The following is a 26,117-nucleotide window of genomic DNA, read 5'->3' on the forward strand; positions in this document are numbered from 1 at the left end:
CTCGGAGGTGAACTCCGAGGAAGCCATGGCCGGGAGCACTCGAGTACGGGTGCTCCCGGCCACTCTTCGTCGCCGTCCGGTGTCTCCGCCCCTCAGGTGTAGCGGCCTGGCGTGGGTTCGCCGATCGTCAGGTTCCCGCGCGCTGCTGCCAGTTGCCGAAGAATTCCAGAGGATCACCGCTCTCTCCGAGAGCCCAGGGGTACATCGTGACCCGACCGCCGATCACCCGGAACACCTCGCCGGCCTGCGCGACCCGCTGCGCGCGGACGAGCGCGTACGCCAGCAGGTTGAGATCGGCCACAGCCGCTGCGTGGGCCAGGTAACCCGGGCGGGGCCAGTCGGCCAGAGCGCGGTCCAGCGCCGCCTCGGCGTCCGGGCGGCTCCACAGATGGATCGCGGTGATGGCCTCGATCCCTCCCCGGTCGAGCGTGCCGTGATAGCGGTCGGTCAGGGCCACGATCTCGAGCCCCGCCGTCGGCGCGGTGGGGGCGGCCGCCGCACGCACCCGGTCGAGGAACTCGATCGTCTGTGAGTGCGAACCGCACTCCCAGGGGGACAAGTAACCGAGCATCTGGAGATGAGCCTCGCGGTGCCACCGGTCGCGTCTGACGATCTCGGCCCAGAGCGGGAAGACCTCCGTGCTCGGCCGTCGCCACAGCCTCAGCAGACCGAGGCGCACCACCCAGGGGTTGGGGTCTTCGGGCCGCAGCTCTGCGGCCCGTGCGCAGGCGTCGAGCGCCTCGTGCGTCTCCTGCGCGTCCGGCTGTTCCTCGTACCGCGCGCGCAGCATGACACCCCAGGCGTACAGCAGTTGAGCATCCGCGTCCTGGGCCCGCTCCTCGGCCCAGGAGTGCTGAAACACCGGGGACGTCGACTCCGCGAGGACGCTCATCCTGTGAGCCCTGCGGTCCCAGTCCCGGCCGCTGTCGCGCAACAACTGCTCGATCATGGCCACCACGAGACTGTGGCCCGCGGCAGCCCTGCTTTCCACCAGACGCTTGCGCACCTTGCCGAGGGCGGTGTCATCGAGTTCTGGGACGAGTCTGGGAGCGGTTCGCCGGCGACCGAGGAGAGCCATGCCCGGAGAGTAGCGAACTTTCCCCTGACAGTGATGGGTTGAGCTGCACGCATGTTGATCTGATATTTCCTGCGGCGGCATACCGGGAATATTGTGGCAATCCGGGTGCCGCCGAGCGGCTCAAGTCGAGGCCATGCCGACGATCTCTCGCGCCTTCCGCCACTTCCGCCCGAAGGTGCTGCGCCGGAGTGGGGCGCCCTACTCGCCGGCGAAGAGCAGACCGTCGGGCTCCTGACTCCGCAGCTCGGGTCCGACGCCGTCGTGTGACGCGTTCTCAGCCGGTCGTGCCGGGCGGCGTGGGCCGTGCCCGGGGCTCGGTCTCCGTGGGTACGTTCCCGGTGTTGCCGGGGGCGAGTCCACAGGTGCCGGACCTCGATGCCCCGTCCTGGCCCGTCAGCTCCACGACGACCTGGCCGTCGGCGTCCTGGCTGTAGGCGATCGTGCAGGTCAGCTGACGTAGAGCAGTGCTGTTCAGTCCTTCCAGGGCAAGGGGCAGGCGGGTCGTGACCTTGCCGCCTGAGGACAGCTTGACCTCGACGGTCCCGCCGGGGCGGGCGGCGGGAAGGGAGGTGCCCAGGCCGGCGGCTCGGTCTTCCTTGCGTGGGCCGGCGAGCAACGCCGAGACGACCTTCTCCGTCGGTACCGGTCCCGCCGTGTCACCGGGGTTCTCGTCTCCGGGGCCCGCCTCGACGTATCCGTCGCCGAACCTGGTCGAGGGCCCGGTCGTCCGGATCACGGGGCTCAGTCCTCCGTCGGGAGAATGGAAGAAGAGCAGCATTTCGCCGTCGCGGTCGAAGAAGGCCTGGATGCTGGCGGGACCGCCCGCCTCGATGACGTCGGTCTCCTGGATACCGCAGCCACCGAGCAGCGGTACGGTCGCCGCGACGGCGACGGCCGCCGCATGTCGGCGCGTCCGCGCACGTCTCATCCGCCGGCCTCCTCCGTGTGAAGTGGTATCTCGACGGTGAAGAGGGCACCGCCCCCGGGCAGGTTCCCCGCGCGGATCGTTCCGCCGTGCAGCTTCACGTTCTCCAGGGTGATCGCCAGTCCCAGGCCGCTGCCCGCCGAGCGGGTGCGGGCCGCGTCGGCCTTGTAGAAGCGGTCGAAGATGTGCGGGAGCGATGCGGGGCGGATGCCGGGTCCGCTGTCCACGACCTCGGTGATCAGCACGGGCGTGCCCGGGGAACGTGCCTCGGTGCGCAGGCGTACCGTGACGGGCGCGCCGCCGTGCCGCAGGGCGTTGCCGACGAGGTTGGCGATCACGACGTCGAAGCGGCGCGGGTCGAGCCGGGCCCGGATGCCGCTGGGGAGTTCGGTGCGGAACCGGTCGTCGGTCCAGTGCCGGTTGTGGAGGGTGTTGCGGATGGCCTCGGCTACGTCGACCTCGTCGGCGTTGAGCTCGGCCGCGCGGGCGTCGAAGCGGGAGATCTCCATCAGGTCCTCGACGAGCACGGCGAGCTTTCCGGTCTCCGCGCTGACCAGCCGGACCGCCCGGGCGGTGTCGGCGTCCAGGCCGTCCGCGTCCTCGTCGAGGACCTCGGTGACGGCGAGCATTCCGGCGAGGGGGGTGCGCAGTTCGTGCGAGACGTCGGAGGCGAAGCGGCGGGCACGTTCCTCGGCCTCGCGCAGTTCACGTACGGACCGCTCCAGTTGGCCCGCCGACTCGTTGAAGGTGCGCGCCAGGTCCGCCAGTTCGTCGCTGCCGCGCACCGGAATCCGGGTGTCGAGTCTGCCACTGCCCATGCTCCGGGCCGCCCGGCGCAGTTCCCGCACCGGGCGCAGCACGCTGCGCGCGGCGATCAGGCCGGGTATCAGCGCGACGGCGAGGCCGGGCAGGGCACCGTCCCGGGCGGCCGTGAGGAGGGCGTCGACGTTGACCTGCTCGTCGGTCATCCGCATGACGGCGTAGAAGACGAGTCCGCTGGGCAGCACGCTGTCCGGGCCTGTCTTGAAGACGGTGGGCATGGCGATGGTCAGGTAGGGAACGCCGTCCTTGACGACCCGCTCGAAGCTGCCGTGGGGGTTGGCCCGCGCGGCGCGGCGCAGTTCGGGTGTGATGACGGTGGAGACGGGGTTCTCGCCCGAGGAGGCGCGGAGCGAACCGTACTCGGCGAACACCACCCAGGGGTGCGGCTTGCCCTTGCGGGCGATGTCACGCAGGACTTCCTCGATGCCCTCCCCCTGCACGGGCAGGGAGAAGCCAGTCTGCTGGACGTGGTCACGGAACGACGTGACCGCCGTGTCCTGGGCGGTCTCCAGCAGCGCGTTGCGGGCCTCACGGTAGGTCAGCGCGGCCGTCGTGCCGGCGCTGACGGCGGCGACCAGCAGGAAGGCGAGCAACAGCCGCGTACGCAGCCCGAACGCCCTGACCCGCGACCGCTCGTGGGTGGCCGTACCGCCCTGTCCTTCGTCCTTGCGTCCTTGTCCTTCGTCCTTGCCGCGGCGCAGCCGACCGAGACGAGGGCCGGTGATCACAGCGGCCCGAAGCGGTAGCCGAAGCCCCGCAGTGTCTGGACGTAGCGGGGGCTGCCGGCCTCGTCCTCGATCTTGCCGCGCAGACGTGCGACGCATGCGTCGACCAGTCGGGCGTCGGCGTGGAAGCTGTGCTCCCAGACGTGCTCCAGCAGTTGCTGCCTGCTGAACACCTGCTCAGGGGCGGCGGAGAGGTGCAGCAGGAGCTTGAGCTCCGAGGGAGCGAGCGCGAGCGGCCGGCCGGCTTTGGTGACGGTCAGTCCGGCCCGGTCGATGGTGAGTTCGCCGTAGACCTCGATGGCCGGGCGGCCCGGGCCGCTGTCGTCCAGGCGGCGCAGTACGGCACGGATCCGGGCCTCGATCACCTCGGTGCGGGCAGGCTTGACGATGTAGTCGTCGGCACCGGCTTCCAGGCCGATGACCACGTCGAAGTCGTCGCCGCGCGCGGTGAGCATGATGATCGGCAGCTGGCTGTGCTCGCGGACCCGCCGACAGACCTGTACGCCGTTCATCCCGGGCAGCATCAGGTCCAACAGCAGCAGATCGGGGCGGAATTCGGCCAGCGCGGCGAGGCCGGCCTCGCCGGTCGCGGCCGCCCGTACCTCGTGGCCGCGGCGGCGCAGACCGAGTTCGACCCCCTCGCGTACGGAAGGGTCGTCCTCGATGAGGAGCACGCGGGGCATGGGCAGTTCTCCCTCGGTGATGGTCAGGTCCGGGTCCGTCTGCGGCGTATGCCGGAGAGCAGCGCGTCGAGTTCGGCGAGTCGCAGCGGACGGGCGAGCAGGGCGAAGGTGAGGACGACGACGGCTGCGCCGGCAGTTGCGGCGACCAGGGCTCCCGCCCGTACCGCGCCCTGGGCTGCGAGGTGGCCCAGCGCGGTGGCGGGGACGGCGGCGAGCACCAGCCGCGCGTGGGCGCCGACGGCGGACGAGCGCAGAGGGCGTGCGACGGCGAGCCGGCGGCTCAGCACCAGACCGGTCACCGCCCAACCGACGCACAGCGCCAGTGAGTACGCCGCCGCCATGCCCGTCACGGCCCAGCGAGCCGGCAGCAGGTGTGCGGCGGCCAGGGACAGTCCCGCGTTGAGGGCGACGATCACGAGGTTGAGCAGGAACGGCGTACGGGTGTCGGAGAGCGCGTAGAAGGCGCGGGACAGGACGTACTGGCCCGACAGGGCGACGAGTCCCGGCGCGAAGGCCATCAGGATCCCGGCCATGGCGGCCGTGTCGTCGGCGCTGGTCCTGCCGTACCCGAAGACGAGGGCCATCACGGGCTGGGCGAGGGCGAACAGCGCGCAGGCGGCGGGTACGACGGCCGAGGCGCAGACGCGCAGGGCGTGGGAGACGTCGCGCCGTACGGCGGCGGTGTCCCCGTCGGCGGCGGCCGCGCTCATCCGGGGCATCAGCGCGGTCACCACGGAGACCGTGATGATGCCGTGCGGTACGACCCACAGGGCATAGGCGTTGTTGTACGCGCCGTATCCGGGGCCGCCGCCGAGGCCCGCGGTCGTGGCCAGCCGGGTGGTGACCCAGTAGGCGGCCTGGTTGGCCAGGACCAGCAGCACCAGCCAGCCGGCCGATCGCAGGGGGCGGGTCAGTCCGCTGCCGCGCCAGTCGAAGCGGGGCCGCCAGCGGAAGCGGGCCGCGCGCAGCGCGGGGACGAGGGCGAATGCCTGGACGGCGATACCGGCGGTCGTGCCCCAGCCGAGGACGGCGGTCTCGGTCGCGGTGAGCGTGTTCCCCGCGGTGCGTGTGTCCCCGCCGCCCATGGCCAGGGCCAGGTACAGGCCGAACACGGTCATGACGACGACGTTGTTCAGGACCGGCGCCCACATCATCGCGCCGAACCGGCCCCGTGCGTTGAGTACCTGTCCGAGCAGCGTGAACAGTCCGAGGAAGAAGATCTGAGGCAGGCAGTAGCGGGCGAACGCGGTGGTCATGGCCGCCTGCGGGCCGGTGTAGTCGGTGTACGCGTCGACGATCGCGGGAGCCGCCCATACCGCGGTCGCGGTGATCGCCAGCAGGGCGACGACGCAGACGGTGACGAGCCGGTCGGTGTACGCGGCACCCCCGTCGTCGTGCTCCTTGGCGGCCTTGACCAGCTCGGGCACGAAGACGGCGTTCAGCGCGCCGCCGAGGAGCAGCATGTAGACGATGGTGGGCAGGGCGTTGCCGACCGCGTAGCCGTCGGCGACCGGCCCGATGGTGCCCAGCGCTGCCGCGACCACGGCGGACCGGGCGAAACCGGTGGCCCGGGCGACGACGGATCCGGCGGCCATGACGGCACTGCCGCGCGCTGCGGAGGCCGCCTTCGTCGCTTCCGCCCTGTCCGTGCCGATCGTTGTTGTCGACGTGGTCGGCGTCGTCTGCTTCATCGGCGGTTCAGGTACGCCTGGAAGGCGCGGTGAAGCGCGTGGTTGGCGCTGCCGCCCAATGGTCTCTCCCACTCCCCCAACGTCTCGACGACCTGTCCTCCGGTGCCGAGCTTCCACCGCAGCAGTCCGTACGCACGTTCCTCAGGATCGAGAGTGGAGGGTACCCCGCGCATGTCGTAGACGTCGGCGCCGAGGGCGTGGGCGTCCAGCAGCATCCGCCACTGCAGGGCGTTGGAGGGCCGGACCTCGCGACGGTGGTCGGCCGAGGCGCCGGTCTGGTACCAGGCCCGGCGGCCCACCGTGATCATCGTGTGGGCGGCCAGGATCTCTCCTTGGTGACGGGCGAGGTACAGCTTCATCCGGCCCGGTTCCTCGGCGTTGAGCGCCGCGTACTGACGCTCGTAGTAGGCGAGCGAGCGGCCGAGCCGGAAACCGTCGCGCCGCTCGGTGATGCCCAACAGGCGGTAGAAGTCGGGGAGTTCCGCCGCACTGCCCACCACCACCTCCACGCCCTCCTTCTGGGCTCGGCGCACGTTGCGTCGCCACTCCTGGTTGAGCCCGGACCACAGGTCCTCGGTGGTGCGTCCGGCAAGCGGCACATGGAAGACGTGCCGAGGCTGGGCGTCCCCGTCCTCTCCGGTCCCGTCACCACCGCAGCGGCGCCAGCCCCGGGCCCGCAGCCGCTCGGCGACGGCGGTGCCGAGCGGGTCGACCTCACTGGCGAGGACGTCGCCCAGGCGCCGGCCCGGGCCGGTGAGCGGCTTGAGCAGGGCGGCGTCCCAGCGCCGGTAGGCGGGTGACGGGCCGATGCGCACGGCGAACGCGCCCGCGCGGCGCAGGTGTTCCAGCAACGGACCGAGCCAGCCGTCGACGTCGGGGTCGGTCCAGTCGGCGACGGGCCCTTCGGGAAGGTAGGCGAAGTACTTGCGGGTGCCGGGGAACTGACGCAGCAGCACCAGGGCCACACCCGTCAGCGCGCCCGCCTCCGGATCCGGCCCCCAGCCGAGCAGTTGGGCACGCCAGCCCTCCTTGACGTCGGCCCAGGAGGGGCACTGCAGGAAACCGGCGCCGAGGGCAGCGCCGTCGGGGGTCGCGAGGAAGGCGCGGTAGGTCTCCGCGCTGATGGTGCGCAGGGCAAAGCCCTGGTTCCGTACTTGGCACACGCGGCTGGGCGGCACGAGCAGCGCTGACACAGTCTGAGCCTCTCCTTCTCCCCGGTCCGTTGCGGGGACACACAGGAGGCTCACAGCGGTCCATGACCGCTCCGCGCGGCGAATGTGACCGGACCATGACCGTTCCTCACCAGTCGCCGTCACATTGCTCCATAGCGGCTGACCTCGGGTTTTCCGGCTCTACAGTCACGACATCGCCGACTCACCCACCCCGTTTTTCGTCCTTCCCGGAGGTCCTGTTGTCGCGCACCTGTGTACTCGCCCATGCCCGCGTCCGGGCCACCATCGCAGCGGCCCTGCTGGCATCGCTCGCCGCCTGCTCGTCGAGCGCCTCCCCCAGCGCCGCCCCGGACACCAAGGAGAAGCCGAGCGCCGACGACCGCCCTGTCGCGGTCACCGTCACGCCCACGGGAGAACAGGTCCCGGCGGGCGAGCCCGTGCGGGTCACAGCCGCGGGCGGCAGGCTCACCTCGGTGACCGTCACCGACACCGAGGACCACAAGCTCGCCGGCAAGGTCGCCGCTGACGGCCGGTCATGGGTCTCCGTCCGCAAGGCCGTACCCGGCGCGGCGTACGCGGTGACGGCGACGACCCGGACCGAGGGCGGAACCGCCAAAAGCACCAAGGCCGCCTTCACCACGGCTCCGGCGGACAAGGTCAACAAGGTCGACTGGCGACCGGGCACCGGCACCACCGTCGGCGTCGCCCAGCCGATCTCCCTGGTCTTCGACCATCCCGTCAGGAACCGGGCCGAGGTCGAGAAGCAGCTCAGGATCACCACCTCGAACGGCACCGAGGGCTCCTGGGGCTGGATACGCGACTGGTCGGGCAGGGACCGGGTGGACTGGCGGCCCAGGACGTACTTCAAGCCCGGAACCAAGGTCACCCTGAACGCCGAGTTGAACGGCACCGACTCGGGCGCGGACGGCGGCTGGTTCGTACGCGACTACTCGACCACCTTCACCATCGGCGCCCAGCAGATCGTCAAGGTCGACCTCGACAGCCATCAACTCACCCTCGTACGCGACGGCGAGACAGTCCGGCGCATACCGGTCTCCGGCGGCACGCCCGGCGGTGACAAGCGCTCCTGGCGCGGAACCGCCGTACTCATGGCCAAGGAGGGCACGATCAACATGAACTCCGAGACGGTGGGCCTGCGCGACGCCTACAACAAGATGGTCGACCACTCGATGCGGCTGACCTGGTCGGGCATGTACGCGCACGCCGCCCCGTGGAACGCTCGCTACTTCGGCAACACCAACCACAGTTCCGGATGCATAGGAATGAGCGACGCGGACGCGGCCTGGTTCTACGTGCAGGTGCGGCCGGGCGACCCGTTCGAGATCACCGGCAAGGACACCAAGGGCGTGGTCGCGCCCGGGAACGGCTTCGGCGCGTGGAACCTCTCGTGGACCCAGTGGCAGCAGAAGAGCGCGCTGCGCTGAGAAGTGGTCCGGGCATCTCCATCTGGTCAGCGCGCCGGCAGCGAGGTAGCCAGGCCGGTCCGCATTCCGCAGCGCCGGCATGACGAGTCTCGGTGACACGCTCATCCACAGCTCTCGACCATCGCTCTGCTGCCACCCCTCTGGCGGCCGCCAGAACGGTTCGGGCGGATCACGGCCCAAACCGAAGGCGAGGGCATTCACTCATCAGAGGCATCGTCTGCCAAGGCCCCGAATCGCCACACCGGCCGTCGTTAGCTTCCTGACATCGCGATGTGCTGATGGCGAGCGACCAGGGGGATGCCGTGCCCAGAGGCGATCAGAACCGCCCGTCGAGCTGCGAGGGTCAGCACGACGGTATGTCGACCCTCGCCGGAATCGACGTCCAGCAGCAGCTGGAAACGCTGATTCAGAGTTTCCGGACCGGGGATCCGCCGATGCCGGTTGTCGTTCTCCACGCCGAGGACGGTGCCGAGGACGGCCGCGTGGCGGATCTCGTCGACGAACTGCGCGAGGGACAGCGGCACCATGGCACGCGCTACGCCGTGGCCCTCGACGAAGCGGTGGTCGACAGTGACTCCGCGGGCTCGGGCGGCGGTGACAGCCCGACGGAGCGTGCCGTCCACATGGTTCGTCACTTGGGCGATCCCCGGAGATGGGGTGACCGGTCCGCGAGCTATCGCCGGTACCCCTTCCCCCGACTGAGCCTGGTGCGCGCCATCCACGATGCGGTGGAGGCTGAGGAGATGCGGGCGCACTGGTCGCCCGAGCCCGCCGATGAGCCGCCGGACACGGCAGACCGACGTCCCGGCCCGCTGGCCAGGGCTGGGGCACAGGAGCAGTTGCTGCGGCTACTGGCCAAACAGCACTGGCGCCCGAAGAGGTCCTCCGGCGGACGGTCCCGGCTGTTGGCCCCTGCCATGCAGCAGATCGTTCTCACCGGCCTGCTGGGTGGGCTGACCGCGCTCCTCGGCCATGCCGAGCCGTACGTCTTCGTCCCGGCCGGCATCGCCCTCGTCGTCGTATTGCTGGCCCTGCTCAACCAGGTGCCCGGCCGCGCCCCGCTCCTGCTGTGGCTGCGCAGGGAGAGCCGCTGGTTCTTGACGACGACCTTCCTCAGGACGGGCATGCGCCGGCAGCCGACCGATGTGCGCCTTCTGCATCCGGTCCGTTCCTGGCGGGCGATCGCGGCCCGCGCCTTCGACGTGGCCGAGGAGTTGCGGGGCAACGGGGAGTTCCCGCTCCAGTTGTACGTACTGGCTCTCTTGGAAGACCTGCGCGACAACCACCGCCGCTGGAGCTGGGATCTGCGCGGCTTCAAGAGGTCCCGCCCGCCGATGCTGTTCCTGCGGCGGATCGGCGACGAGAACGGCGGCATCGAACTCATCAAGGCGGTCAGCGACGTTCGCAGCAGGCGCAGTGAGATCGACCCGCTGCTGGTCGTGGCCAGTGTCGCCGCCGCGGACGTCCCTCGGCTCGAACACAGCATCGTCCGTGACCCCGGCTCGGACCGTGAACGCTCGGAGCGGCTGCACAGGCGGCTCAGCCGCTGGTACGTCGAATGGGCGGGGAACCTACGATCCGGCCAGTCACCGAGCCATGAGCAGACCCTGCCCTGGGTACTGAAAATCCCCCTGCCGGCAGGTGACCTGACGGAGCTGCGGGAACACGAGTGGCGGTGTGTGAAAGCCCGCTCCCGATTCCCGGTCGCCCGGGTGCTGTGGTCCACGTACTCGCTGACGGCGGTAGTGGCACTGCTGGGAACCACCGGCATTGCCCAGTACGACGAGCGCTACGGAACCCACTGCCCGAAGGGCCTGCTCAGCGTCAACAAGCACACCACCCTGATGAAGAACTCCAAGGGTGAGAGCGAGTGCATCGGCATCGCGACGGACGGTTTCCAGTTCAGCGAGGGCGTGCCGAAGAAGAAGGACAAACTGGGCCTGAAGAAGCTGGAGGCCGACATCGCGGCGGCGAACAGCCAGGTGGAGGACGACCACCCGGACCGCCACGTCACCATCGTGTACGCGGGACCGCTGAGCCTGGGGAGCAAGGGGACGTCTCCGGTCAAGGGCGTTGATGAACTGCGGGGCGTCCATATCGCCCAGAGAATCATCAACGAGGGATCTTCCCCGGTGAAACTCCGCGTACTGGCCGCCAACGGCGGTGTGGACATGCAACAACAGCCGACCATGGCCAAGCACATCGCCGCGTATGCCGACGCAGACCCGACTGTCGTGGGGGTCGTCGGTCTCGGACGCGACCTCGACACCAGCGATGAGGTGGCCGCGACACTGCGGGACGCGGGGCTTCCCGTGGTCTCGGGCACCAACTCGGCGACGTATCTGCCGCAGCGGTACATGAACTGGTTCAGCCTCGCTGCCCCTGACGAATGGCAGGCCGAACAGCTCGGCCTGATCGCCGACCAGCTGCGTGACACCGAGGAACGCGCTGTGGTGCTCGCCCGCGACACCGACGACCGGTACACCGAAGAACAGGCGAAGTTCGGGGGGAGGATGCTGCTGGACAAGGGATTCAAGTTGACGGGAAACAAGGGATTGCTGAAGTACGGCCTGACGGAGCATGACGAGCCGGAAATGCAGGTGGCCGTCGACAAGATCTGCGCCCCAGACGGCCCGTCGGTGATCTACTTCGCCGGCAGGGTCGAGGACTTGACACGCTTGATGGCGTTGCTCCCCGGCGAGCCGAACTGCGCGGATCGCGACATGGCCATCCTCACCGGTGATGACCTGGCCAAGGCCAAAGGCATGAGCAACGGGCACGGAAAGGCATCGAGAGTCACGCTGTACACCGCCGGACTGACCGCTCTCGACAAGTCCGCGAGCCGGGCGCAGCATTTCTACGAGGCCGCCAGCACCTACCTGGACATCCACGCCACGCCTGACACCTTCGCCAGCGGCCAGACCCCGCTCTCGCACGACGCCACGCGGGCGCTCTATTGGGCGGCGAGCGACACGAAGTTCTCCCATTCCTCCAAAGAGAAGCCCCACACCAGGGCCGCCACCGCGGCAAACCTCTGGAGGGTAGAACTCAGCGGGATGGCCACCGGCGACATCGACTTCACCACCGCTCGCCCCTTCAAGAACCGCACCGGCCACAGCATCCGGCTGATGGAGATCCCGCACGCGGAAAAGGCGAGGCTGCTGTGCCAACGCCCGGCGGGGGGCAACGGCGACCTCGAATGCGACAAGGTCAATTTTGCGCCAGGGAAGTGATGGCGAGCTGATCCAGCCCCACCCGATGCCCGAGGGGCCACCTGCGACAGCTGTACGCAAAGCTACTGACCGACGAGAAGGGCAGAGCGCAGCCTGCGGCTGTCCCGCCGGAAATGTCGGGGCACGGTGCTGCCGACAGCGGTCCTGTCGACTCACCTCTCACGCCAGCAGTCCTCGCACACGTGTATATAATCGATGGCACCAATGATATCTCTGGAGGTGTAGTCGATGAGCCGGACCGTGATCGACCTCGACGATCAGCTGGTCGCCGACGTGGCCAAGGCCCTCGGCACCAGCACCAAGAAAGAGACCGTCAACACCGCCCTGCGCGAAGTGCTGGAGAACCGCCGCCGAGCGCTGGCGCTCACCCGCCTGCGCGCCGCGGCGGAGGAGGGCGCCTTCGACCTGGACCTCTTCGAGGACAAGGGGAACTACCGCCGGTGAACGCCGCGCAATACCTGATCGACACCAGCGCACTCGCCCGCCTCATGCGCGGCGACGCCGAGCAGTACGGATGGGACCAGGCAGCAGCAGCCGGGCTGATCGCCACCTGCCCCGTCACCGAGCTGGAGTTCTTCTACAGCGCGCGCTCCGCCGCCGACCGCACCCAAGGCATCGAGGACCTGCGCCTGCTCTTCGGCTGGGTGCCGGTCGACGACCGCGCCTACGACCGGGCCTGGCAGGTCCAGGAGGTCCTCACCCAGCGCGGACAGCACCGCAGCGCCGGGGCCGTCGACCTCGTGGTGGCCGCCACAGCCGAACTGCAGGGGCTCACCCTCCTGCACCGCGACCGGGACTTCGAGTGCATCGCCGCCGTCACCGGCCAGGCACTCCAGTGGTACGGGCCCGAAGCCGGCAAGTGAGCCGGGGCCGAGCGCCGGCCGCTCCGGGAAAGCGCAACAGCCGATCCCGCAGCCGCCGTGCACTGGGCCGGAGCGTCTGTGCACTCGCGAAGGCCCCGGAGCTGGGCATCCGTACCAGCCGAGCCAAGCACAGAGTCCGTTCGTGCACACACTCCGCTCGCCATAGCCGCGCACCTGAGGCGAGGCCGCCACAGGGAGCCACCCAGATGTCTCCGCCTCAGCCAAGCCAGTAGGTGTCTTCGACGTCAGAACAGAATCGGACCGAAGCCCTCGTTCGTGGGCCAGGCGTCGGCCACCACGAAGGAGACCACCGTCCCGCCGAAGCGGCTGGGCCCGGAGTGCCACGACTCGGCGATGGTGTCGACGAGGAGCAGCCCACGCCCGTGCGCCTCGTTGGCCTCCGGGCACCGCATCCGCACATTGGCCGGGAACCCCGGATTGTGCACCTCGATCCGGAGCGAGGTCTCCTCGCGGTACCACTCGACTCGCACAAGCCAGATCTCATCCGACCGTCCGTAGAGAATGGCGTTGGTGACCAGCTCCGAGATCATCAACGCGCAGTCGTCGATGGAGCAGGCCGGGTTGTACGGGGCGATGAACTTCCGGAACCAGCGCCGGGCCCGAGGCACAGACTCCGCGACGGGGTGCAAGGTCATGGCACCGAGTCGTGGTGAGCCCTCGGAGGGAAAGCGGTCGATCGTATAGGCCATCCGCACTCACTCCTTGCCGCTGCCGTCGCAGTCGAGGCAGCGCCGTTTCGATGTGGCACGGACGCGGTCGTTGGCCGTGGAGAGCGCCGGCGCCGTACAGGAGCCGACCCGCTTCCAACCGCGCCCCCGGCATCCCCGGCATGTTGCACGCGCGCCCTGGTTCGGCCGCTGACTCGTCACTCCGTGCCCCCTTCCGAATCCAAGTGGACTTAGCCACTTCGTGGATAGTGGCGTTAGCCACTCGGGCCACGCAAGCGGTTCGGCGCAACTGCCGGACCATCAGGTGAGCGGGTAACCCTGTTCGAACGCCCAGCGATGCGGGGGATAGGTGGCTTCGGCGAACTCCAACGGTCGGTCCTGGAGGTCGAAGACGACGTGATGAACGATCAGGACCGAGGATCTTGGCTCCAGTTGGAGATCCGCCGCCTCCTCGTCCGTCGCGCTGCGAGCGCACATGCGGTCTTCCGCGTAACTGCCCTGACGTCCCGTCATCTTCTCGACGTACATGAGGGTCCCCTCCTGGATCCGCTCGGGATCCACGAGCTTGGGCGCACGCCGGCCGACGTCCGGAGCGAACCACGAGGTAGACAGATTGATCGGACCGTCCTGGTTGTTGGTCACCCGCCGCCGATGCACAGCCCGGCGGTCCTTGACCAGGCCCAAGGCCTCAGCGACGTGGTCCGGAGCCTCCATCCAACCGGCCGAGGTGATCACCGCGTACTCACCGGGCGTGTAGATCTTCCCGGTCTGCCGGGCCCGCCCGTACAGCTCACGAGCCCGCCGGTTGACCTCCAGGCTGCGCACGTACGTGCCCGATCCCTGACGCTTCTCGACGAGCCCCTGATGGCTCAGCGCCTCCAACGACCGTGCGGCAGTGGGCCGGGAGACATTCCAGTCCGCCGCCAACTGCCGCTCTGAGGGCACCTCGTCCCCCGGCCGCAGGTCTCCCCGAAGGATCTGATCGCGGATGTAGTTCGCGATCTGGAGATACTTCGGCTGAGCCTCCTCGATCTGCGGCATCTGCCCTCCTCGCCCAAAGTGGCTATGGCCTCTAGCCACTATAGGGTGAGTGGTCAACCCTCGACCCCGTAGGCTGAACCGCATGAAGCGGTTGATCGTCGCAGCAGGAGGAGGGGGCGACGCAGTCGCCGCCGCAATGCTTCACGCTGCCCTCTACGGCGACGAGGACCAGGCGGTGATCCTCACGTACGCGTGGGACCGCCTCTTGATCGACCCGGTACCGGGCCCCCGCGGAACTGACAACTTCACCGGCCTCGAACCGATGACTCCGGCCGTGTGGGCAGTGCCGGCAGAAGCCCGCCCGATCGCTCCGGCAGGCTCCACCCTGCCCCGCCTTGCGGCAGAGCTCCCGTACACGTTCGCGCTGATCGATCCGCACCACGGCGCCGAGGGCATCACCCGCCAACTCGAAGAACTCGTCAGCCACTTGTCACCGGCGTCGATCGACCTCCTGGACGTGGGAGGCGACATCCTCGCGCAGGGCAATGAGCCGACGCTGAAGAGCCCGCTTGCCGATGCCGTCACGCTCGCTGCCTGCTGCCAGGTGAACGCACCTATCCGGCTCCTGGTGGCGGGCCCTGGTCTGGACGGCGAACTCTCGCTCGATGACCTACGCGGCACGCTCGGCTCCCTCGTCCACACCTTCACGGCGAAGGACGTGGAGCCGATCAGCTCGGTCCTGGAGTGGCACCCATCCGAGGCCACCGGGATGCTCGCGGCAACAGCCCGAGGTGTACGCGGCACCTGCGAAATGCGAGACGCCGGACTCCCCGTTCCCCTCACCGACGATGGCCCGACGGTCCATGAGGTCGACCTGGACGACGCGTCGAGCCGCAACCAACTGGCCCGCGCCATCATGGCAACCACCACCCTGGACGAGGTGGAGGCGCACAGCCGCGAAGTCTGCGGCTACTCGGAGATCGACTACGAACGCAACAAGGCCGCATGGCTCAAGGAACAGCCACCGGTGAAGCTCGACCCCGAGGCCCTGCTGTCCCAACTCGACCAGTTCGAGGCCGAGGCCCGAAGCCGCGGAGTCACCCACACGACGTTCCGCCGCATCACCGAGGCGTTGAACCTCAACGGCTCCCTGCGCGAGGACCTGCGCCAACTGCTCATCAGCAGCCGCCCGCAGCAGTACACGCCGCCGCTCTGGCACATCCCAGCCGAAGTGTCCAGTCCCAGGTGATGTTTGACGTTCTGGTCCCAGTTCATGCTTGACGGTGGGCCTAGACAACATCGGAAACCTTGTGGGCTTGTTCGCCTTTACGTGACGGACGGGGATGTCGGTGGTGCGCTGGATGACGCGGACCTGCCCGTCCAGGTGGACGGTGAGGGTCGATTCCGCCACGTGCACGGTCACGGTCCGGCCTGCGTACGGGCGGCCCATGGCCGCCAGTAGCAGTCGGTGGTGGCGGTGGCAGTAGTCCTCATGTTGCCGTCACCGTCGGTGCAGATCGTCCTGACCGTGCTGTGAGTGCCGGTGCCGACCCGGCGGAACCGCAGCTGGCGGGCTGGTGGGCTCCTCTGCCCTTGTGCTCATCTCAGGGCTCGGGCGTCCCTTCTCCCGGCCAGGATGAACAAGAGGCCCGCGAGCACGGAGCATCCGATACCGACAGCGATGCCAACCATGACCGTGTCGTACGAGGCATTCGAGAGCCGGGGTACGCCGTTGGCCAGCGTGCCCGCGTACAGGCACAGCAGTCCGAAGGCGCGCAGTCGCAATCCGCCGGTGCGCTCGCGCATCCACGGCGGAACCCAACCGCGCAGCATCGCTGTCGACAGCGGCAGCAGGAGCACACTGACGACCCCCAGTGCGATCCAGTGATACAGCGGGTTGCCGTGCACGAGCCCGCTCCCTCTCTTTCGTCCGGTCGCACAGCGCGGCCACCGCGCGACGCCGTGAACGATAGAGCCACACAGCGGCGGCCACCATGCCGGATCCCGGCAGCCCTGAACGCCTCTCACCTGCGTGGTGACAGCGGGAAGTCCCGCCGTGGCGTGCCGGTCAGCGGCAGGTCACCGCCACCGTCGGCCTACGGGCGGCAAGCGGCTGGGCCTGGAGAGGCCGGATCGGTGACCGATCCCACGGCGCTCAGGGATTCGGGGGTTCAGGTGGCGAGAACGGCGAGAACAGGGACAGAGCGGCGAAGAGAAGACACGACGAGCGTGCCGAGCCAGGCCGGAAGGCCGGACGGGGCCGCGGCCGTTCACGATTTCGGCCCCATGACTGAGCAGTTCCCCCAGGCCGCGGCCAGGGCCTCGGGAATCTGTGGGACACCTCCGCAGCCGTGCGGCCCACGGGGGAAGGCGTCACTGGCGATGTAGCTCCAGCTGTCCGCGGACGTGCTGCGGAAGTACTTGGTGACGCTGCCCTCGTCCTGCATGCCCACGAGTTCCTCGTACGTGGCACCGGAGTACGTCTGAGATCGAGCATGGTGAGTCCTCTCCTCGGCGACTGAAGCCCCTGCCACGACCTGCGTGACAGAGAGCGCGACCGCTTGGCGTCCGGCCGCTGCCCCGTCCTGGACACACGGGGCGGCTCTGGGGTTGCGGGAGGGAGGGGCGTACGACGGTCTCAGTTCCGTATACGCGTACCGATACGCGCGCCGGTTCACCGACCCCGCTCGTGGATCCGCGCCCCGGCGGTCATGTATGCCCCGTTCCGAGGCCATGTGCCCGGGTGAGCGCCGCCGCTTCCCAAGCTGCGAGCGCGAGTTCGATTCTCGTCACCCGCTCCAGGACCGAGGCCCAGATCAGAGACCTGGGCCTTGATCGTTGTCCAGTCGTGTTCGGGTCGGGCTGCCTTGCTCCAGCCGCGTAAGCGGCACTCGCACGGGAGGGCGCGAAAGGATCCCGGTCAGCGGGCGGCGACGGCGGCGATGAGGCGCTGTTCGGCGTCCTCGCCCGCCGCCACCTTGGGCAGCCGCCACATGAAGAACGCGCCGGCCAGCCACCACGCGCCGACGATCACCCACTCCGAGGGCCAGATGAGGGCCGCGGGCATGCCGGGCAGGTAGAGCACGCCGAGCCCCAGGCTGAGCACCAGCGCGGCGACACCGACGGCCGGTCCGGCCGGGGTGCGGAACGGGCGCTCCATGGCCGGCTCCCGGCGGCGCAGCACCAGGAAGGACAGCACAACGACGACGTAGGCGACGACGATGTTGATGCCGCCCGCGTTGACCAACCAGACCAGCATCGGCCGCCCGAAGAACGGGGCCAGCACCGAGAGGGCGCCGATGAAGAGAACGGCGTTGGCCGGGGTGCGGTACTTCGGGTGCATCTTGCCGAACCAGGCGGGGATCATGCGGGACTCGGCCATGGCGTACAGGAGTCGGCTGCCGCCGATGAGGAAGGCGTTCCAGCTCGTCAGGATGCCCGCGATACCGCCGATGACCAGGACGTTGCCCATGGCCTGGCTGTTCCACAGGGCGGTCATGGCGTCGGCGGCGCCGAGGTTGGACTCGGCGAGGGCGGAGGCGCTGAGACCGGAGCCCACAGTGAGCATGATCATGACGTACCACGCGGTCGCACAGAGCACGGAGATCACCAGGAGCCTGCCCACCTGGCGGTACGGGAGCTTGATCTCACCGGCCGACTGCGGAATCACGTCGAAGCCCACGAAGAGGAACGGCACGGCGACCAGCACCGTGAAGATCCCGTCCATGCCCCCGCTGACCATCGGCTCCATGTTGTCGGCGGAACCGCCCTTGAGGGCTCCGACGAGCAGCGCGGCGCCCGCGCAGAGCAGGAACAGCACCGCGATGCTCTGGAACACCGCCGCGGGACGTATGCCGATGTAGTTCACGGCCGTGATCGCGATCGCGGCGATCACGCCGACGGCGACCCAGCTCGCGTAGACGTCGTAGTCGGCGATCGTCCACATGTGGCCCACGAGCATGTCGGGGAAGAGGTTGACCATGCTGTGGGGCAGCGCGACGGCCTCGAACGCGGCGACCGACACATAGCCGAGGACCATGGCCCAGGAGGCCAGGAAGGCGCCCCGGCCACCGAGCGCCCGCAGCGCGTAGTGGTGCTCGCCGCCCGCGTGCGGCATGGCGGAGACCAGCTCCGCGTACGTGAGCCCGACAAGCGTGACGACCACGCCGCCGGCGGTGATGGCGATCGCCGCGCCCACCGGTCCCGCGTCACTGATGAAACCGGAGGTGAGAACTATCCACCCGAAACCGATCATGGCCCCGAAGGCCAGTGCCAGAACGTCTCCTCTGCCGAGCACTCTGAGGAATCCGCCGTTGTTGTCCGTCATTCGCCGATCCTGCCTGTCTGTGGTTTCGCGCGTCAGGAGAGACAGCACAGTGGACCGGACGTCAGGACATGAGCACCAGGGTCAGGACGTATAACTTTCACCGTATACCTATCCAGATCGATGAAATCCCTGGTAAGCCGCTTGGCGCCACCAGGTGAGCCACGCACCGACAACTCCAGGGACCCATTTCCGTAACACGCGCGGCACTCGGCGAACCGGGCTTCACGACGTACCCGATCCGGCAGTGTTGCGGGCCGGAAAGCTGCCGCACACCGCATAAGCGGGTGCAGCCCTGCTGATGGCACGCTTCCGCGCATGACCAATGGCCGGGAAGCGACCTGCCGCCCGACGACGAGGTGCTGCCGTCGGCGCTTCCGTTCACGGGCACGCTCGTCGTCACGGCCCTGTGGCTGTTGCCGCTCTGCTACCTCAACCCCACGACACTGCCCACCTCTCCCGTGGCCCTCACGTGGGCGGCCGCGGGCTCCCTGGCCACGCTGGGCCTCTTCATCTGGGCCTGGCGCGCGACCCGCATCCGTACGTCCCAAGAGGCCGCGGCGACCCAGGAGTTCCCCGACGAGGAAGAGGTGTTCCTGGCCGCCCGCTTCCTGGAGCCCACCGACTACAACCCGCACGGCTTCGGCACCCACATCGTCCTCGGAAGCGGCCCGCCCGCCGTCACACCCCGTCCCGGACCGGGCCGGTTCGCGGCGAAACCGATCCCGGTGGAGCGGCTCACCGTCAAGGACGTGCGGCGGCTCCGCGGCGGCGACGGCGACACCGTCCTCAGAAGCTGGCACATCGCCGAACTCGACGACACGGGCAAGCCGGTCCGCCTCGCGGCCGCCCCGGTCGATCTGACCCGCATCATCCGGGCGCTGGGCCCTGCGAGAACCCCCGCGAACACCACGACCCCCGAGCCATGGCTGCCTCCGACAGCCTCCGGTGGACGTGCTCCCAGGTGAGGGTCTGCCACCAGCGGCCGGTCCAGTCGTCGCTGCGGGTGCGGTAGAGGGTGACCGCGTCGCCGGGGAAGCTCTCCGGGAACGGCACCGGCAGACCCCTCACGTACTCCTCGGCCTCTTCGGACAGGTCGGGGCGTACGTACATGTCGTGCGACACCAGCGACAGATGGGCCCGGAAGGTTCGCGGCAAAAGGGTGCTCCGCGGCGTTCGGTGCCGGAGTCTCCAGCGGCACCACGGCCTGGTCGACCCGGGCGGCCAGGTCCGGGAACCGAATGGCGTTTTCGTGGCTCCGGAGGGGACGGCAAGCCGGGACTTGCCGTCGTAAGACGTAATGTCTTACGACGGCTGCATGGCTGACACCATTACCATCCGCAGCGACCCGGAGACCGAGCACGCCCTGGATGTTCTGACCCGTGACGGCAGCTCACGCTCGGCAGCCATCCGCCAAGCCGTACTCGAAGCCGCACTGCGCAAGGAGCGGGCCGCCGCGATGCGTCGAGCTGTTCTGCGGATGCCGCTCGGCGAACCGGACGGCATCGACATCGCCGCGGAGATCGCCCGCAGCCGCGAGGACGAGCACTGATGATCTATCTCAACTCGGCCGCCATCGTAAAACTCGTCCACGCCGAGGCGGAGACACAGGCGTTGCGCGACTGGCTCGACGAACGGGCGGAGACCGGATGGACGAGTTCGGTTCTGGTGGAGATCGAGTCATCACGGGCCCTGGCACGCTACGCCCCAGAAGCCGTCGCCCGACTCCACCCAGTCCTCGACCTGATCGAGTTGGTGGAGCTGGACGCCAGCATTCGTATTCTGGCCCAGACCGTGAAACCGGCGACCGTACGGAGCCTGGACGCCATTCACCTGGCAACGGCTCTCCGCATCCGCTCCCAGCTCACCTCATTCGTCACGTACGACAAACGACTGGCCGATGCCGCCCAGGCAGCCGGACTGACCGTCGACGTGCCCGCCTGAGATATCTCTCCGCCCCGGGATCTCCCGGCTCGCTTCTGCCGGACGTGCGCTGGCGGATCGCGTGACACCACCGCGTTCTGCGACGGCGACCACCACGGCTGCACCGGCTACGCCCCTCGACGACTGAATCGACTCGCAGACGTGCCACGGGGCGCGGCCCGGCCGAAACCGGCCGGGCCGCGCCCCGTCACTCAGGACCGGATCGGATCAGGCCGCGTCACGCGGTTCACCGGTACGTCCCTGTGCCCAGCAGGTCGGGCAGCGGGTTGACGAGACCGCCGGTCGGCGACTGCCGCTGGGCGGAGGGCCCGGTCGGCCAGACCGCGGGGGCAGTGGGTGCCCTTGCGGGGGGTCTTGAGAGTGAGGAGGTACGTGTCGATGGCGTCACGCGCGCACGGGCTCAGCCAGTAGTCGCCGTGGCCGACACCGTCGTACGTGAGGAACACGGCCTCGCGGCCGATCTGCCGGGCCGCGTTGGAGCCCCAGGAGTGCGGGGTGGCCGGGTCGAAACGGCTGTTGGTCATCAGGATCGGCGGGGTGCCGTCGACGTGGAGCCTGCGCTGCGGGTTGGTCACCTCGGTCGGCCAGTTCTGGCAGCCGGTCTGGACCGTCCAGGCGAGGGGACTGAGGCGGGTGATGGGGGCCCGGTGGGCGAGTTCGCGTTCGAAGCGGGCGAGGGTGGCATACGAGGGAACGCTGAAGTCGTAGTCCTGGCACATCACGGAGTAGAACGGGTATTCCGTCGGCTCGCCGTACTTCCGGAGGGACCGTGCCGCCGCGGGCGCGGTGGCGTCCAGGTCGGCGAGGGTCTGAGCGAACTCGAACCAGTCGGCCGGGTCGTACATGTTGCCCAGGGCGAGGCTCTGGAGGTCCTGGGGGGTGACCGTCTGGGGCGGGTCGCCCGGCAGGACCAGCTCACCGGCGTCGGCGCGCTTGTAGAGCGAGCCGAACAGGGCGCGGACGTCCTGGTCGTGGAGTGCGCAGGACGGAGTACGGGCGCACCAGTCGGCGAACTGGCCGTACGACTCCTCCACCGCGGTGGACTCGGTCTTCTGGAAGTCCCAATTGCCCAGGCTGTGGTCCATGTTGGAGTCGAGCGTCATCGCTCGGACACGGTGCGGGTAGCGCTCGGCGTACTGCTGGCCGATCGCGGTGCCGTAGGAGACGCCGTAGTAGCTGATCCGCTTCTCGCCGAGGTCGGCGCGGATCGCGTCCATGTCGCGGACGACGCTCGCGGTGTCCATGTGGTCGACGAGCGGTCCGGTGAGGTCGCGGCAGCTCTCGCCGAGCGCGCGGTTGGCCGTGCGGAGGGCGGCGAAGGAGGAGTCGCTGTCCGGGTAGAGCAGCGCGTCCTGGGCGTTCACTTGGTCCGCGTCGCACTTCACCGGGTTGCTGCGGCCGACACCGCGCGGGTCGAAGCCCACGATGTCGAACCGCTCCAGCAGTTCGGGGGAGAAGCTGTCGGGGGCGCTGAACGCGAAGTCCACACCGGAGCCGCCTGGGCCGCCGGGGTTGACCAGCAGGGAGCCGATGCGGTGGGCGGGGTCGGTGGCCAGGTGGCGATTGACGGCCAGGTCGATGGTGGCGCCGTTCGGCCGCTTCCAGTTCACGGGCACCTTGATGGTGGCGCACTCGAAGGTGCCCTGGCCGGAGGGTGATTCACAGGGTTCCCAGGCTATTCGCCCGGACGACGGGGTCTTGGCTGTCTTGGCCTCGGGGGCGGCGACGGCGGTCCCGGCGAGTAACTGGCCGAACAGCGCGGTGACCAGGGCTCCGACAGCAAGTCTCCCGCGCGCTTTCGCGCGCGGGACCAGTGGGGGGTTGGATGGCACGGATGTTCCTCCATGAATCAGGAGTTCACAGACGGATCAAAGCCTGGGTCCAACACCCTTGTGAATCAAGCAGAATGACGATCAATCAGATACTGGCCGGGCTCAACGCTTCGGCGACGGACCCGGGATGTGGCGTCCAGGGGTCCGGGCGGCCGGGCGACACAGCGCGGCGGCGCGGCGGCGCGGACAGCACCGAAGCGTCGGGGTCGTCGACCTCGTGGTGGCCGCTACGGCCGAGTCGCAGAGGTTGGCTTCCAGGCGCCAGCGGTACAGCCCAGAAGCGGGCAAGTGAGCCGGCAGAGGGAAAGGGTCTCCAACGCTTCGCCGGAAGTTCTGCGCACTCACGAAAGCCGCGCCGACGGCGTGCCCGTAGGAACGGACAACCACGGTCAACAGCGGCTCGTTCCGCGGGAACGAGGCTGCCACTTGAATCGCGCATGCCCAGGCCAGAAGCCAAATTCCCTGGAAAGCTCCGTCACTTCCCAAGCGGGGAGCGCGAGTTCGATTCTCGTCACCCGCCCAAGGCACACAAGTCGGTGAACACAGTCCTCGCCTGATTCGCGGGTGGCCATCACCATCAGGATCGGGTGAGCCGTTCGACTTGGTGGTGGATGTGCTCCACGTGGTGCTCGGATTCCGGTTTCATCAACACGCTGCGGAGGATGCGTGCGCTGTCGGCGTCCGCGGTGATTTTGGGGTGGCGTGCGGTGAACGCCTCGCGGTCGGCTCTCAGGGTGCTCAGGAACACCGGGTCGGGGCTCGTCATGCCGTCCGCCAGGATGCGGGCGGAGGCCGTGTCGATGCCGCTCAGGGTGGCGGGGTCGACAACGGGGAAGTAACTGACGATGTCCAGTTCCGGCTGTTGGTAGAGCTCCAGGTGGTCGGATGCGGTGATCAGTTGTGCCCACTTCGATGCGGCCCGGCGGCCCGCCGCCAGCGCCCGGCCCAGGCCGTCGGCGGTGGGCGGGAGAAGCTGGAAGGTGAGCCACAGGGCGGCGGCCGAAGCGCCGGCGCGTGAGCATTCCAGGCTGATCTCGCCGAGGTGGAGCTCGCTGGAAGTGAAGTAGGTGTACGGCGAGTCGTGGAGGTAGAAGCGCCCCACCTCGGGGTCGCGGAAGAGCACGGCACCGCAGCCGTAGGGCTGGAGCCCGTGCTTGTGCGGGTCGACGACGACCGAGTCGCACCCGGCGATCGCCTGCCAGGGCTCAGGCGCGAGTCCCTCGGGTCCTTCGGCGCCGGCCAGCAGGGTGAAGAAGCCACCGTAGGCGGCGTCGATGTGGATACGGACGCCGTAACGCTCTTTGAGGAACAGGGCCTCGTGGATCGGGTCGACGGCCCCCAGCCCGGTGGTTCCGGCGGTCAGCACGACCGTGCCCACTCGGCCGCCGCGCAGCAGGTCCTCCAGCGCGGCGAGGTCCATGCGTCCCCGGTTGTCCGTGGGGACCGCGTGTCCCTCCATCCCCAGCACCCGGCACATGCGGCCGTGGGTGTAGTGGGCGTCCGCGCTGTACGCGACACCTCGACCGGGGTGGAGTTCGCGGGCGACGAAGAGGGCTTCGAGGTTGGCGATCGTGCCGCTGGTGGTGAGGTGGCCGAGGTGGATGTCGTAGCCGAACATGGCGGCCAGCTGAGCGACGGCCTCGCGTTCCATCCGGGCCGTGGCGGGGCCGCCGTCCAGAGCGTGGTTGTTGGGGTTGATCAGCATGGCGGTGAGGTAGCCGACCACCGCGGCGGGGTGCGGGGGCTTGAGCATCTGGCCCGCGTAGTTCGGGTGGAAGAAGGGGTAGTTGTCCTTAAGTCTCCCGGTGAACTCCTCGAAGGCTGCGGCGAAGCGGTCGTCGTCGACCTGGAGTGACGGGTGCGGCTGGTAGGGGCCGAAGGTGTCGGCCCAGTCCTGTATCGCGTGGGTGGCTCGGCCGAGCCAGTGCTGCAGGTCCATGGATGTCCCTCTCTCCGATGTGGCCGACGGGTGGCGTTCACCATAGAACTTCGTTGAGCAGTCAGCAATTGACTGATCAGCAATTGAGACGTCAGTAGGTGATGTGGCAGTAAAATCGCGGGCCAGGACCGTCAAGGATGGGAGGACCTGGGCAGGTGAATGCCGCGAACCGGCGGGGCGGCCAGGCCGCCCGTGCCGCCAACAGCCGGCTCGTTCACGACTTCGGGCTGCTGATCAAAGCCGCGACCCGCCTGGAGCAGCGGATCGACACCGCCCTGCGACGCGAGTGCGGGATCAGCCACACAATGCTGGAGGTCCTCATCAGGCTGTGCCGCAAGCCGGGCGAGGAGGTCTCGCAGCGTCGGCTCGCCGAGGACCTCACCCTCACCAGCAGTGGCATCACCCGGCTGATCGACCGCATGGAAGAAGCCGGTCTGGTCCGCCGCGTACCGTCACCGGACGACCGCAGAAGCATCCTGGTCGAACCGACTGATCACGGCCGTACCGTGTTCCTTCAGGCCGCGACCGTTCACTCTCATGTCGTCGAGCGGTACTTCGTCACGCCCGTGGCCCGTGACGACTACACACGGCTGACCGGCGCACTGAGCGACATCAACGAGGCGCTGCGCGACGCCGCCGACTGACATCGCGCGCGGCAGGGAAGCGTCCCGGCGGGAGCGAGAGCCGACTTCAACAGCGGAGGGTGTCCGATACCGGGCACCCTCCGCACGTATGTGGGCATGACGACCACCGCCGACGGTCGGACCGCTCTGGGTGCTACTGCCAGACGTACCAACGGCAGTGGTACGTACCCGAGTCGTCCCAAAAGCCTGTGCTCGTTGGATCGCGCCGTATGCCGCACAGTGGATGTCGTGCCGCACCGGAGGCCCTGGTGAGGCGGCTGCCGATCGTGTTCAGTTGCGGCCACCGCACTCGTCCTGGGCTGAGGGCTCGCCTCGTCCGCCGCGGCGTGAACCGTGTCCCGAGAAACCGGCCCGGCCGGCGCTGCGGGGACAGGGCAGACCACGACGCCGCCCGGCGGGACTGCTCACACGCAGCATTCGTGCACATGACGGTGGTCGGTACCTCCACCCGTCGTCCGTCGTCCGTCGACCAAGAGAGTGGGCATGTCCACCGAACTCCCCGAGTCAACAGTCTCTCCCCCCGAGGGATCTCCGTCCGACCCGTCCCGGCGCACGTTCATCGCGACCACCACCGTCGTCGGCGGTGCGGTCGTGGCGGGCGGCCTGATAGCGGGGCCGTCCGTGTTCGGCGCCGAGACCGCGGACGACGCCTACGCGTCGCCCAGCAGCCGCGTCTCCCTGACCGTCAACGGCAAGCGGCACACCGTCACGGTCGACAACCGGACCTCGCTCCTTGACCTGCTGCGCGAGCATCTCGACCTGCCCGGCTCGAAGAAGGGCTGCAACGCGGGGGCCTGCGGCGCCTGCACCGTCCTGGTCGACGGCCAGCGGGTCAATTCCTGCCTGACCCTGGCGGTACGGCTGGAAGGCGCCGAGGTCACCACGATCGAGGGCCTGGCGAAGGGCGACCGGCTGCACCCGCTGCAGCAGGCGTTCATCGACGAGGACGCCTTCCAGTGCGGCTACTGCACCTCCGGCCAGATCATGTCCGGCGTCGGCTGCATCAAGGAAGGCCACACCGGTTCCCCGGAGGAGATCCGGGAGTTCATGAGCGGCAACATCTGCCGCTGCGGCTGCTACGTGAAGATCGTGCGCGCCGTCGAGCAGACCGCACACGGGAAATGAGG

General features: G+C 69.0%; 23 protein-coding genes and 1 pseudogene. 10 read left to right on the forward strand and 14 right to left on the reverse strand.

The genetic code is table 11. The annotated features are described in order from the left end of the window. Positions 1-127: 127 nt before the first annotated feature. The 6 genes from ACYVO6_RS09030 to ACYVO6_RS09055 all read right to left on the reverse strand — a co-directional run bounded on the left by ACYVO6_RS09030 (position 128) and on the right by ACYVO6_RS09055 (position 7,117). Positions 128-1,078: a hypothetical protein gene (locus ACYVO6_RS09030; RefSeq protein ID WP_461059066.1), complete on the reverse strand. Its 951-nt coding sequence runs from the start codon at positions 1,076-1,078 to the stop codon at positions 128-130. Positions 1,079-1,352: 274 nt separating this feature from the next. Continuing rightward, a complete protein-coding gene (locus ACYVO6_RS09035) occupies positions 1,353-2,006 on the reverse strand; it encodes a hypothetical protein (protein WP_461059068.1) in 654 nt (217 codons plus the stop codon). Further along, entirely contained in the window at positions 2,003-3,553 is a 1,551-nt protein-coding gene (locus tag ACYVO6_RS09040) for an ATP-binding protein (RefSeq protein WP_461059070.1), read from the reverse strand. Before ACYVO6_RS09040 ends, ACYVO6_RS09035 begins: the two co-directional genes overlap by 4 nt. After that, positions 3,550-4,233 carry a response regulator gene (locus ACYVO6_RS09045; protein WP_461059072.1) on the reverse strand — a complete coding sequence of 228 codons (684 nt, stop codon included), beginning with the start codon at positions 4,231-4,233 and terminating at the stop codon, positions 3,550-3,552. Before ACYVO6_RS09045 ends, ACYVO6_RS09040 begins: the two co-directional genes overlap by 4 nt. Positions 4,234-4,256: 23 nt before the next feature. Next, the gene (murJ, locus tag ACYVO6_RS09050) at positions 4,257-5,924 is read right to left on the reverse strand and encodes a murein biosynthesis integral membrane protein MurJ (RefSeq protein WP_461059074.1); all 1,668 of its coding nucleotides are present in this window, start codon (positions 5,922-5,924) and stop codon (positions 4,257-4,259) included. Next, positions 5,921-7,117 (reverse strand): lipid II:glycine glycyltransferase FemX, encoded by a 1,197-nt coding sequence (locus tag ACYVO6_RS09055; RefSeq protein ID WP_461059076.1) that lies wholly within the window; start codon positions 7,115-7,117, stop codon positions 5,921-5,923. The genes murJ and ACYVO6_RS09055 overlap by 4 nt, the downstream gene beginning before the upstream one ends. Before the next feature lie 218 nt (positions 7,118-7,335). On the opposite strand from ACYVO6_RS09055, the gene ACYVO6_RS09060 reads away from it, so the two are divergent. Next, positions 7,336-8,541, forward strand: a complete 1,206-nt coding sequence (locus ACYVO6_RS09060) for a L,D-transpeptidase (protein WP_461059078.1) — start codon at positions 7,336-7,338, stop codon at positions 8,539-8,541. Positions 8,542-8,792: 251 nt separating this feature from the next. Here ACYVO6_RS09060 and ACYVO6_RS09065 read toward each other — a convergent pair whose 3' ends face one another. Then, complete coding sequence (locus ACYVO6_RS09065; protein ID WP_461059080.1) at positions 8,793-8,996, reverse strand: hypothetical protein; 204 nt, start codon at positions 8,994-8,996, stop codon at positions 8,793-8,795. Here ACYVO6_RS09065 and ACYVO6_RS09070 point away from each other — a divergent pair. From ACYVO6_RS09070 to ACYVO6_RS09080, 3 genes are all read left to right on the forward strand, one after another. Then, the gene (locus ACYVO6_RS09070) at positions 8,976-11,774 is read left to right on the forward strand and encodes a type 1 periplasmic-binding domain-containing protein (protein ID WP_461059082.1); all 2,799 of its coding nucleotides are present in this window, start codon (positions 8,976-8,978) and stop codon (positions 11,772-11,774) included. The two genes, ACYVO6_RS09065 and ACYVO6_RS09070, sit on opposite strands and share 21 nt — an antisense overlap. Before the next feature lie 228 nt (positions 11,775-12,002). Beyond that, entirely contained in the window at positions 12,003-12,218 is a 216-nt protein-coding gene (locus tag ACYVO6_RS09075) for a type II toxin-antitoxin system VapB family antitoxin (protein ID WP_033320602.1), read from the forward strand. Beyond that, on the forward strand, positions 12,215-12,637 hold the full coding sequence (locus ACYVO6_RS09080) for a PIN domain-containing protein (RefSeq protein ID WP_461059084.1): 423 nt from the start codon (positions 12,215-12,217) through the stop codon (positions 12,635-12,637). The genes ACYVO6_RS09075 and ACYVO6_RS09080 overlap by 4 nt, the downstream gene beginning before the upstream one ends. Before the next feature lie 245 nt (positions 12,638-12,882). On the opposite strand, the gene ACYVO6_RS09085 is transcribed toward ACYVO6_RS09080, so the two are convergent. Continuing rightward, positions 12,883-13,347, reverse strand: a complete 465-nt coding sequence (locus ACYVO6_RS09085; protein WP_461059087.1) for an ATP-binding protein — start codon at positions 13,345-13,347, stop codon at positions 12,883-12,885. 279 nt (positions 13,348-13,626) lie between these two features. Further along, positions 13,627-14,367, reverse strand: coding sequence for a GntR family transcriptional regulator (locus ACYVO6_RS09090; RefSeq protein ID WP_461059089.1), 741 nt, complete (start codon positions 14,365-14,367; stop codon positions 13,627-13,629). 82 nt (positions 14,368-14,449) lie between these two features. Here ACYVO6_RS09090 and ACYVO6_RS09095 point away from each other — a divergent pair, with 82 nt between their 5' ends. Beyond that, entirely contained in the window at positions 14,450-15,556 is a 1,107-nt protein-coding gene (locus ACYVO6_RS09095) for a DUF1152 domain-containing protein (RefSeq protein WP_461059091.1), read from the forward strand. A 350-nt stretch (positions 15,557-15,906) separates the two neighbouring features. Here the strand turns inward: ACYVO6_RS09095 and ACYVO6_RS09100 are convergent, their stop codons facing one another. The 3 genes from ACYVO6_RS09100 to ACYVO6_RS09110 all read right to left on the reverse strand — a co-directional run bounded on the left by ACYVO6_RS09100 (position 15,907) and on the right by ACYVO6_RS09110 (position 18,634). After that, on the reverse strand, positions 15,907-16,215 hold the full coding sequence (locus ACYVO6_RS09100; RefSeq protein ID WP_461059093.1) for a hypothetical protein: 309 nt from the start codon (positions 16,213-16,215) through the stop codon (positions 15,907-15,909). 362 nt (positions 16,216-16,577) lie between these two features. Next, complete coding sequence (locus tag ACYVO6_RS09105; protein ID WP_461059095.1) at positions 16,578-16,841, reverse strand: hypothetical protein; 264 nt, start codon at positions 16,839-16,841, stop codon at positions 16,578-16,580. A 386-nt stretch (positions 16,842-17,227) separates the two neighbouring features. Then, positions 17,228-18,634 (reverse strand): APC family permease, encoded by a 1,407-nt coding sequence (locus tag ACYVO6_RS09110; protein ID WP_461059097.1) that lies wholly within the window; start codon positions 18,632-18,634, stop codon positions 17,228-17,230. A 344-nt stretch (positions 18,635-18,978) separates the two neighbouring features. On the opposite strand from ACYVO6_RS09110, the pseudogene ACYVO6_RS09115 reads away from it, so the two are divergent. From ACYVO6_RS09115 to ACYVO6_RS09125, 3 genes and pseudogenes are all read left to right on the forward strand, one after another. After that, positions 18,979-19,599 (forward strand): annotated as a pseudogene (locus ACYVO6_RS09115) (PH domain-containing protein); the annotation flags it as partial. A 350-nt stretch (positions 19,600-19,949) separates the two neighbouring features. Beyond that, entirely contained in the window at positions 19,950-20,183 is a 234-nt protein-coding gene (locus tag ACYVO6_RS09120) for a hypothetical protein (protein WP_461059099.1), read from the forward strand. After that, on the forward strand, positions 20,183-20,575 hold the full coding sequence (locus tag ACYVO6_RS09125) for a type II toxin-antitoxin system VapC family toxin (RefSeq protein WP_461059101.1): 393 nt from the start codon (positions 20,183-20,185) through the stop codon (positions 20,573-20,575). Before ACYVO6_RS09120 ends, ACYVO6_RS09125 begins: the two co-directional genes overlap by 1 nt. Positions 20,576-20,766: 191 nt before the next feature. On the opposite strand, the gene ACYVO6_RS09130 is transcribed toward ACYVO6_RS09125, so the two are convergent. Both ACYVO6_RS09130 and ACYVO6_RS09135 read right to left on the reverse strand, forming a co-directional pair. Further along, positions 20,767-22,407 carry an alpha/beta hydrolase gene (locus ACYVO6_RS09130; protein WP_461059103.1) on the reverse strand — a complete coding sequence of 547 codons (1,641 nt, stop codon included), beginning with the start codon at positions 22,405-22,407 and terminating at the stop codon, positions 20,767-20,769. A 577-nt stretch (positions 22,408-22,984) separates the two neighbouring features. Further along, positions 22,985-24,346, reverse strand: a complete 1,362-nt coding sequence (locus ACYVO6_RS09135; protein ID WP_461059105.1) for a pyridoxal phosphate-dependent decarboxylase family protein — start codon at positions 24,344-24,346, stop codon at positions 22,985-22,987. 155 nt (positions 24,347-24,501) lie between these two features. On the opposite strand from ACYVO6_RS09135, the gene ACYVO6_RS09140 reads away from it, so the two are divergent. Both ACYVO6_RS09140 and ACYVO6_RS09145 read left to right on the forward strand, forming a co-directional pair. Next, a complete protein-coding gene (locus ACYVO6_RS09140; RefSeq protein ID WP_461059107.1) occupies positions 24,502-24,990 on the forward strand; it encodes a MarR family winged helix-turn-helix transcriptional regulator in 489 nt (162 codons plus the stop codon). A gap of 483 nt (positions 24,991-25,473) precedes the next feature. Continuing rightward, positions 25,474-26,115: a (2Fe-2S)-binding protein gene (locus ACYVO6_RS09145; protein WP_461059109.1), complete on the forward strand. Its 642-nt coding sequence runs from the start codon at positions 25,474-25,476 to the stop codon at positions 26,113-26,115. Positions 26,116-26,117: the final 2 nt, after the last annotated feature.

The organism is Streptomyces pseudoechinosporeus (assembly GCF_054783935.1).

Coding starts and splice junctions, on each gene's coding strand:
- murJ (WP_461059074.1), bottom strand. CDS start 5,924: ATGAAGCAGACGACGCCGACCACGTCGACAACAACGATCGGCACGGAC.
- ACYVO6_RS09110 (WP_461059097.1), bottom strand. CDS start 18,634: ATGACGGACAACAACGGCGGATTCCTCAGAGTGCTCGGCAGAGGAGAC.
- ACYVO6_RS09090 (WP_461059089.1), bottom strand. CDS start 14,367: ATGCCGCAGATCGAGGAGGCTCAGCCGAAGTATCTCCAGATCGCGAAC.
- ACYVO6_RS09030 (WP_461059066.1), bottom strand. CDS start 1,078: ATGGCTCTCCTCGGTCGCCGGCGAACCGCTCCCAGACTCGTCCCAGAA.
- ACYVO6_RS09135 (WP_461059105.1), bottom strand. CDS start 24,346: ATGGACCTGCAGCACTGGCTCGGCCGAGCCACCCACGCGATACAGGAC.
- ACYVO6_RS09120 (WP_461059099.1), top strand. CDS start 19,950: ATGGCTGACACCATTACCATCCGCAGCGACCCGGAGACCGAGCACGCC.
- ACYVO6_RS09045 (WP_461059072.1), bottom strand. CDS start 4,233: ATGCCCCGCGTGCTCCTCATCGAGGACGACCCTTCCGTACGCGAGGGG.
- ACYVO6_RS09095 (WP_461059091.1), top strand. CDS start 14,450: ATGAAGCGGTTGATCGTCGCAGCAGGAGGAGGGGGCGACGCAGTCGCC.
- ACYVO6_RS09070 (WP_461059082.1), top strand. CDS start 8,976: ATGCCGGTTGTCGTTCTCCACGCCGAGGACGGTGCCGAGGACGGCCGC.
- ACYVO6_RS09125 (WP_461059101.1), top strand. CDS start 20,183: ATGATCTATCTCAACTCGGCCGCCATCGTAAAACTCGTCCACGCCGAG.
- ACYVO6_RS09085 (WP_461059087.1), bottom strand. CDS start 13,347: ATGGCCTATACGATCGACCGCTTTCCCTCCGAGGGCTCACCACGACTC.
- ACYVO6_RS09035 (WP_461059068.1), bottom strand. CDS start 2,006: ATGAGACGTGCGCGGACGCGCCGACATGCGGCGGCCGTCGCCGTCGCG.
- ACYVO6_RS09145 (WP_461059109.1), top strand. CDS start 25,474: ATGTCCACCGAACTCCCCGAGTCAACAGTCTCTCCCCCCGAGGGATCT.
- ACYVO6_RS09075 (WP_033320602.1), top strand. CDS start 12,003: ATGAGCCGGACCGTGATCGACCTCGACGATCAGCTGGTCGCCGACGTG.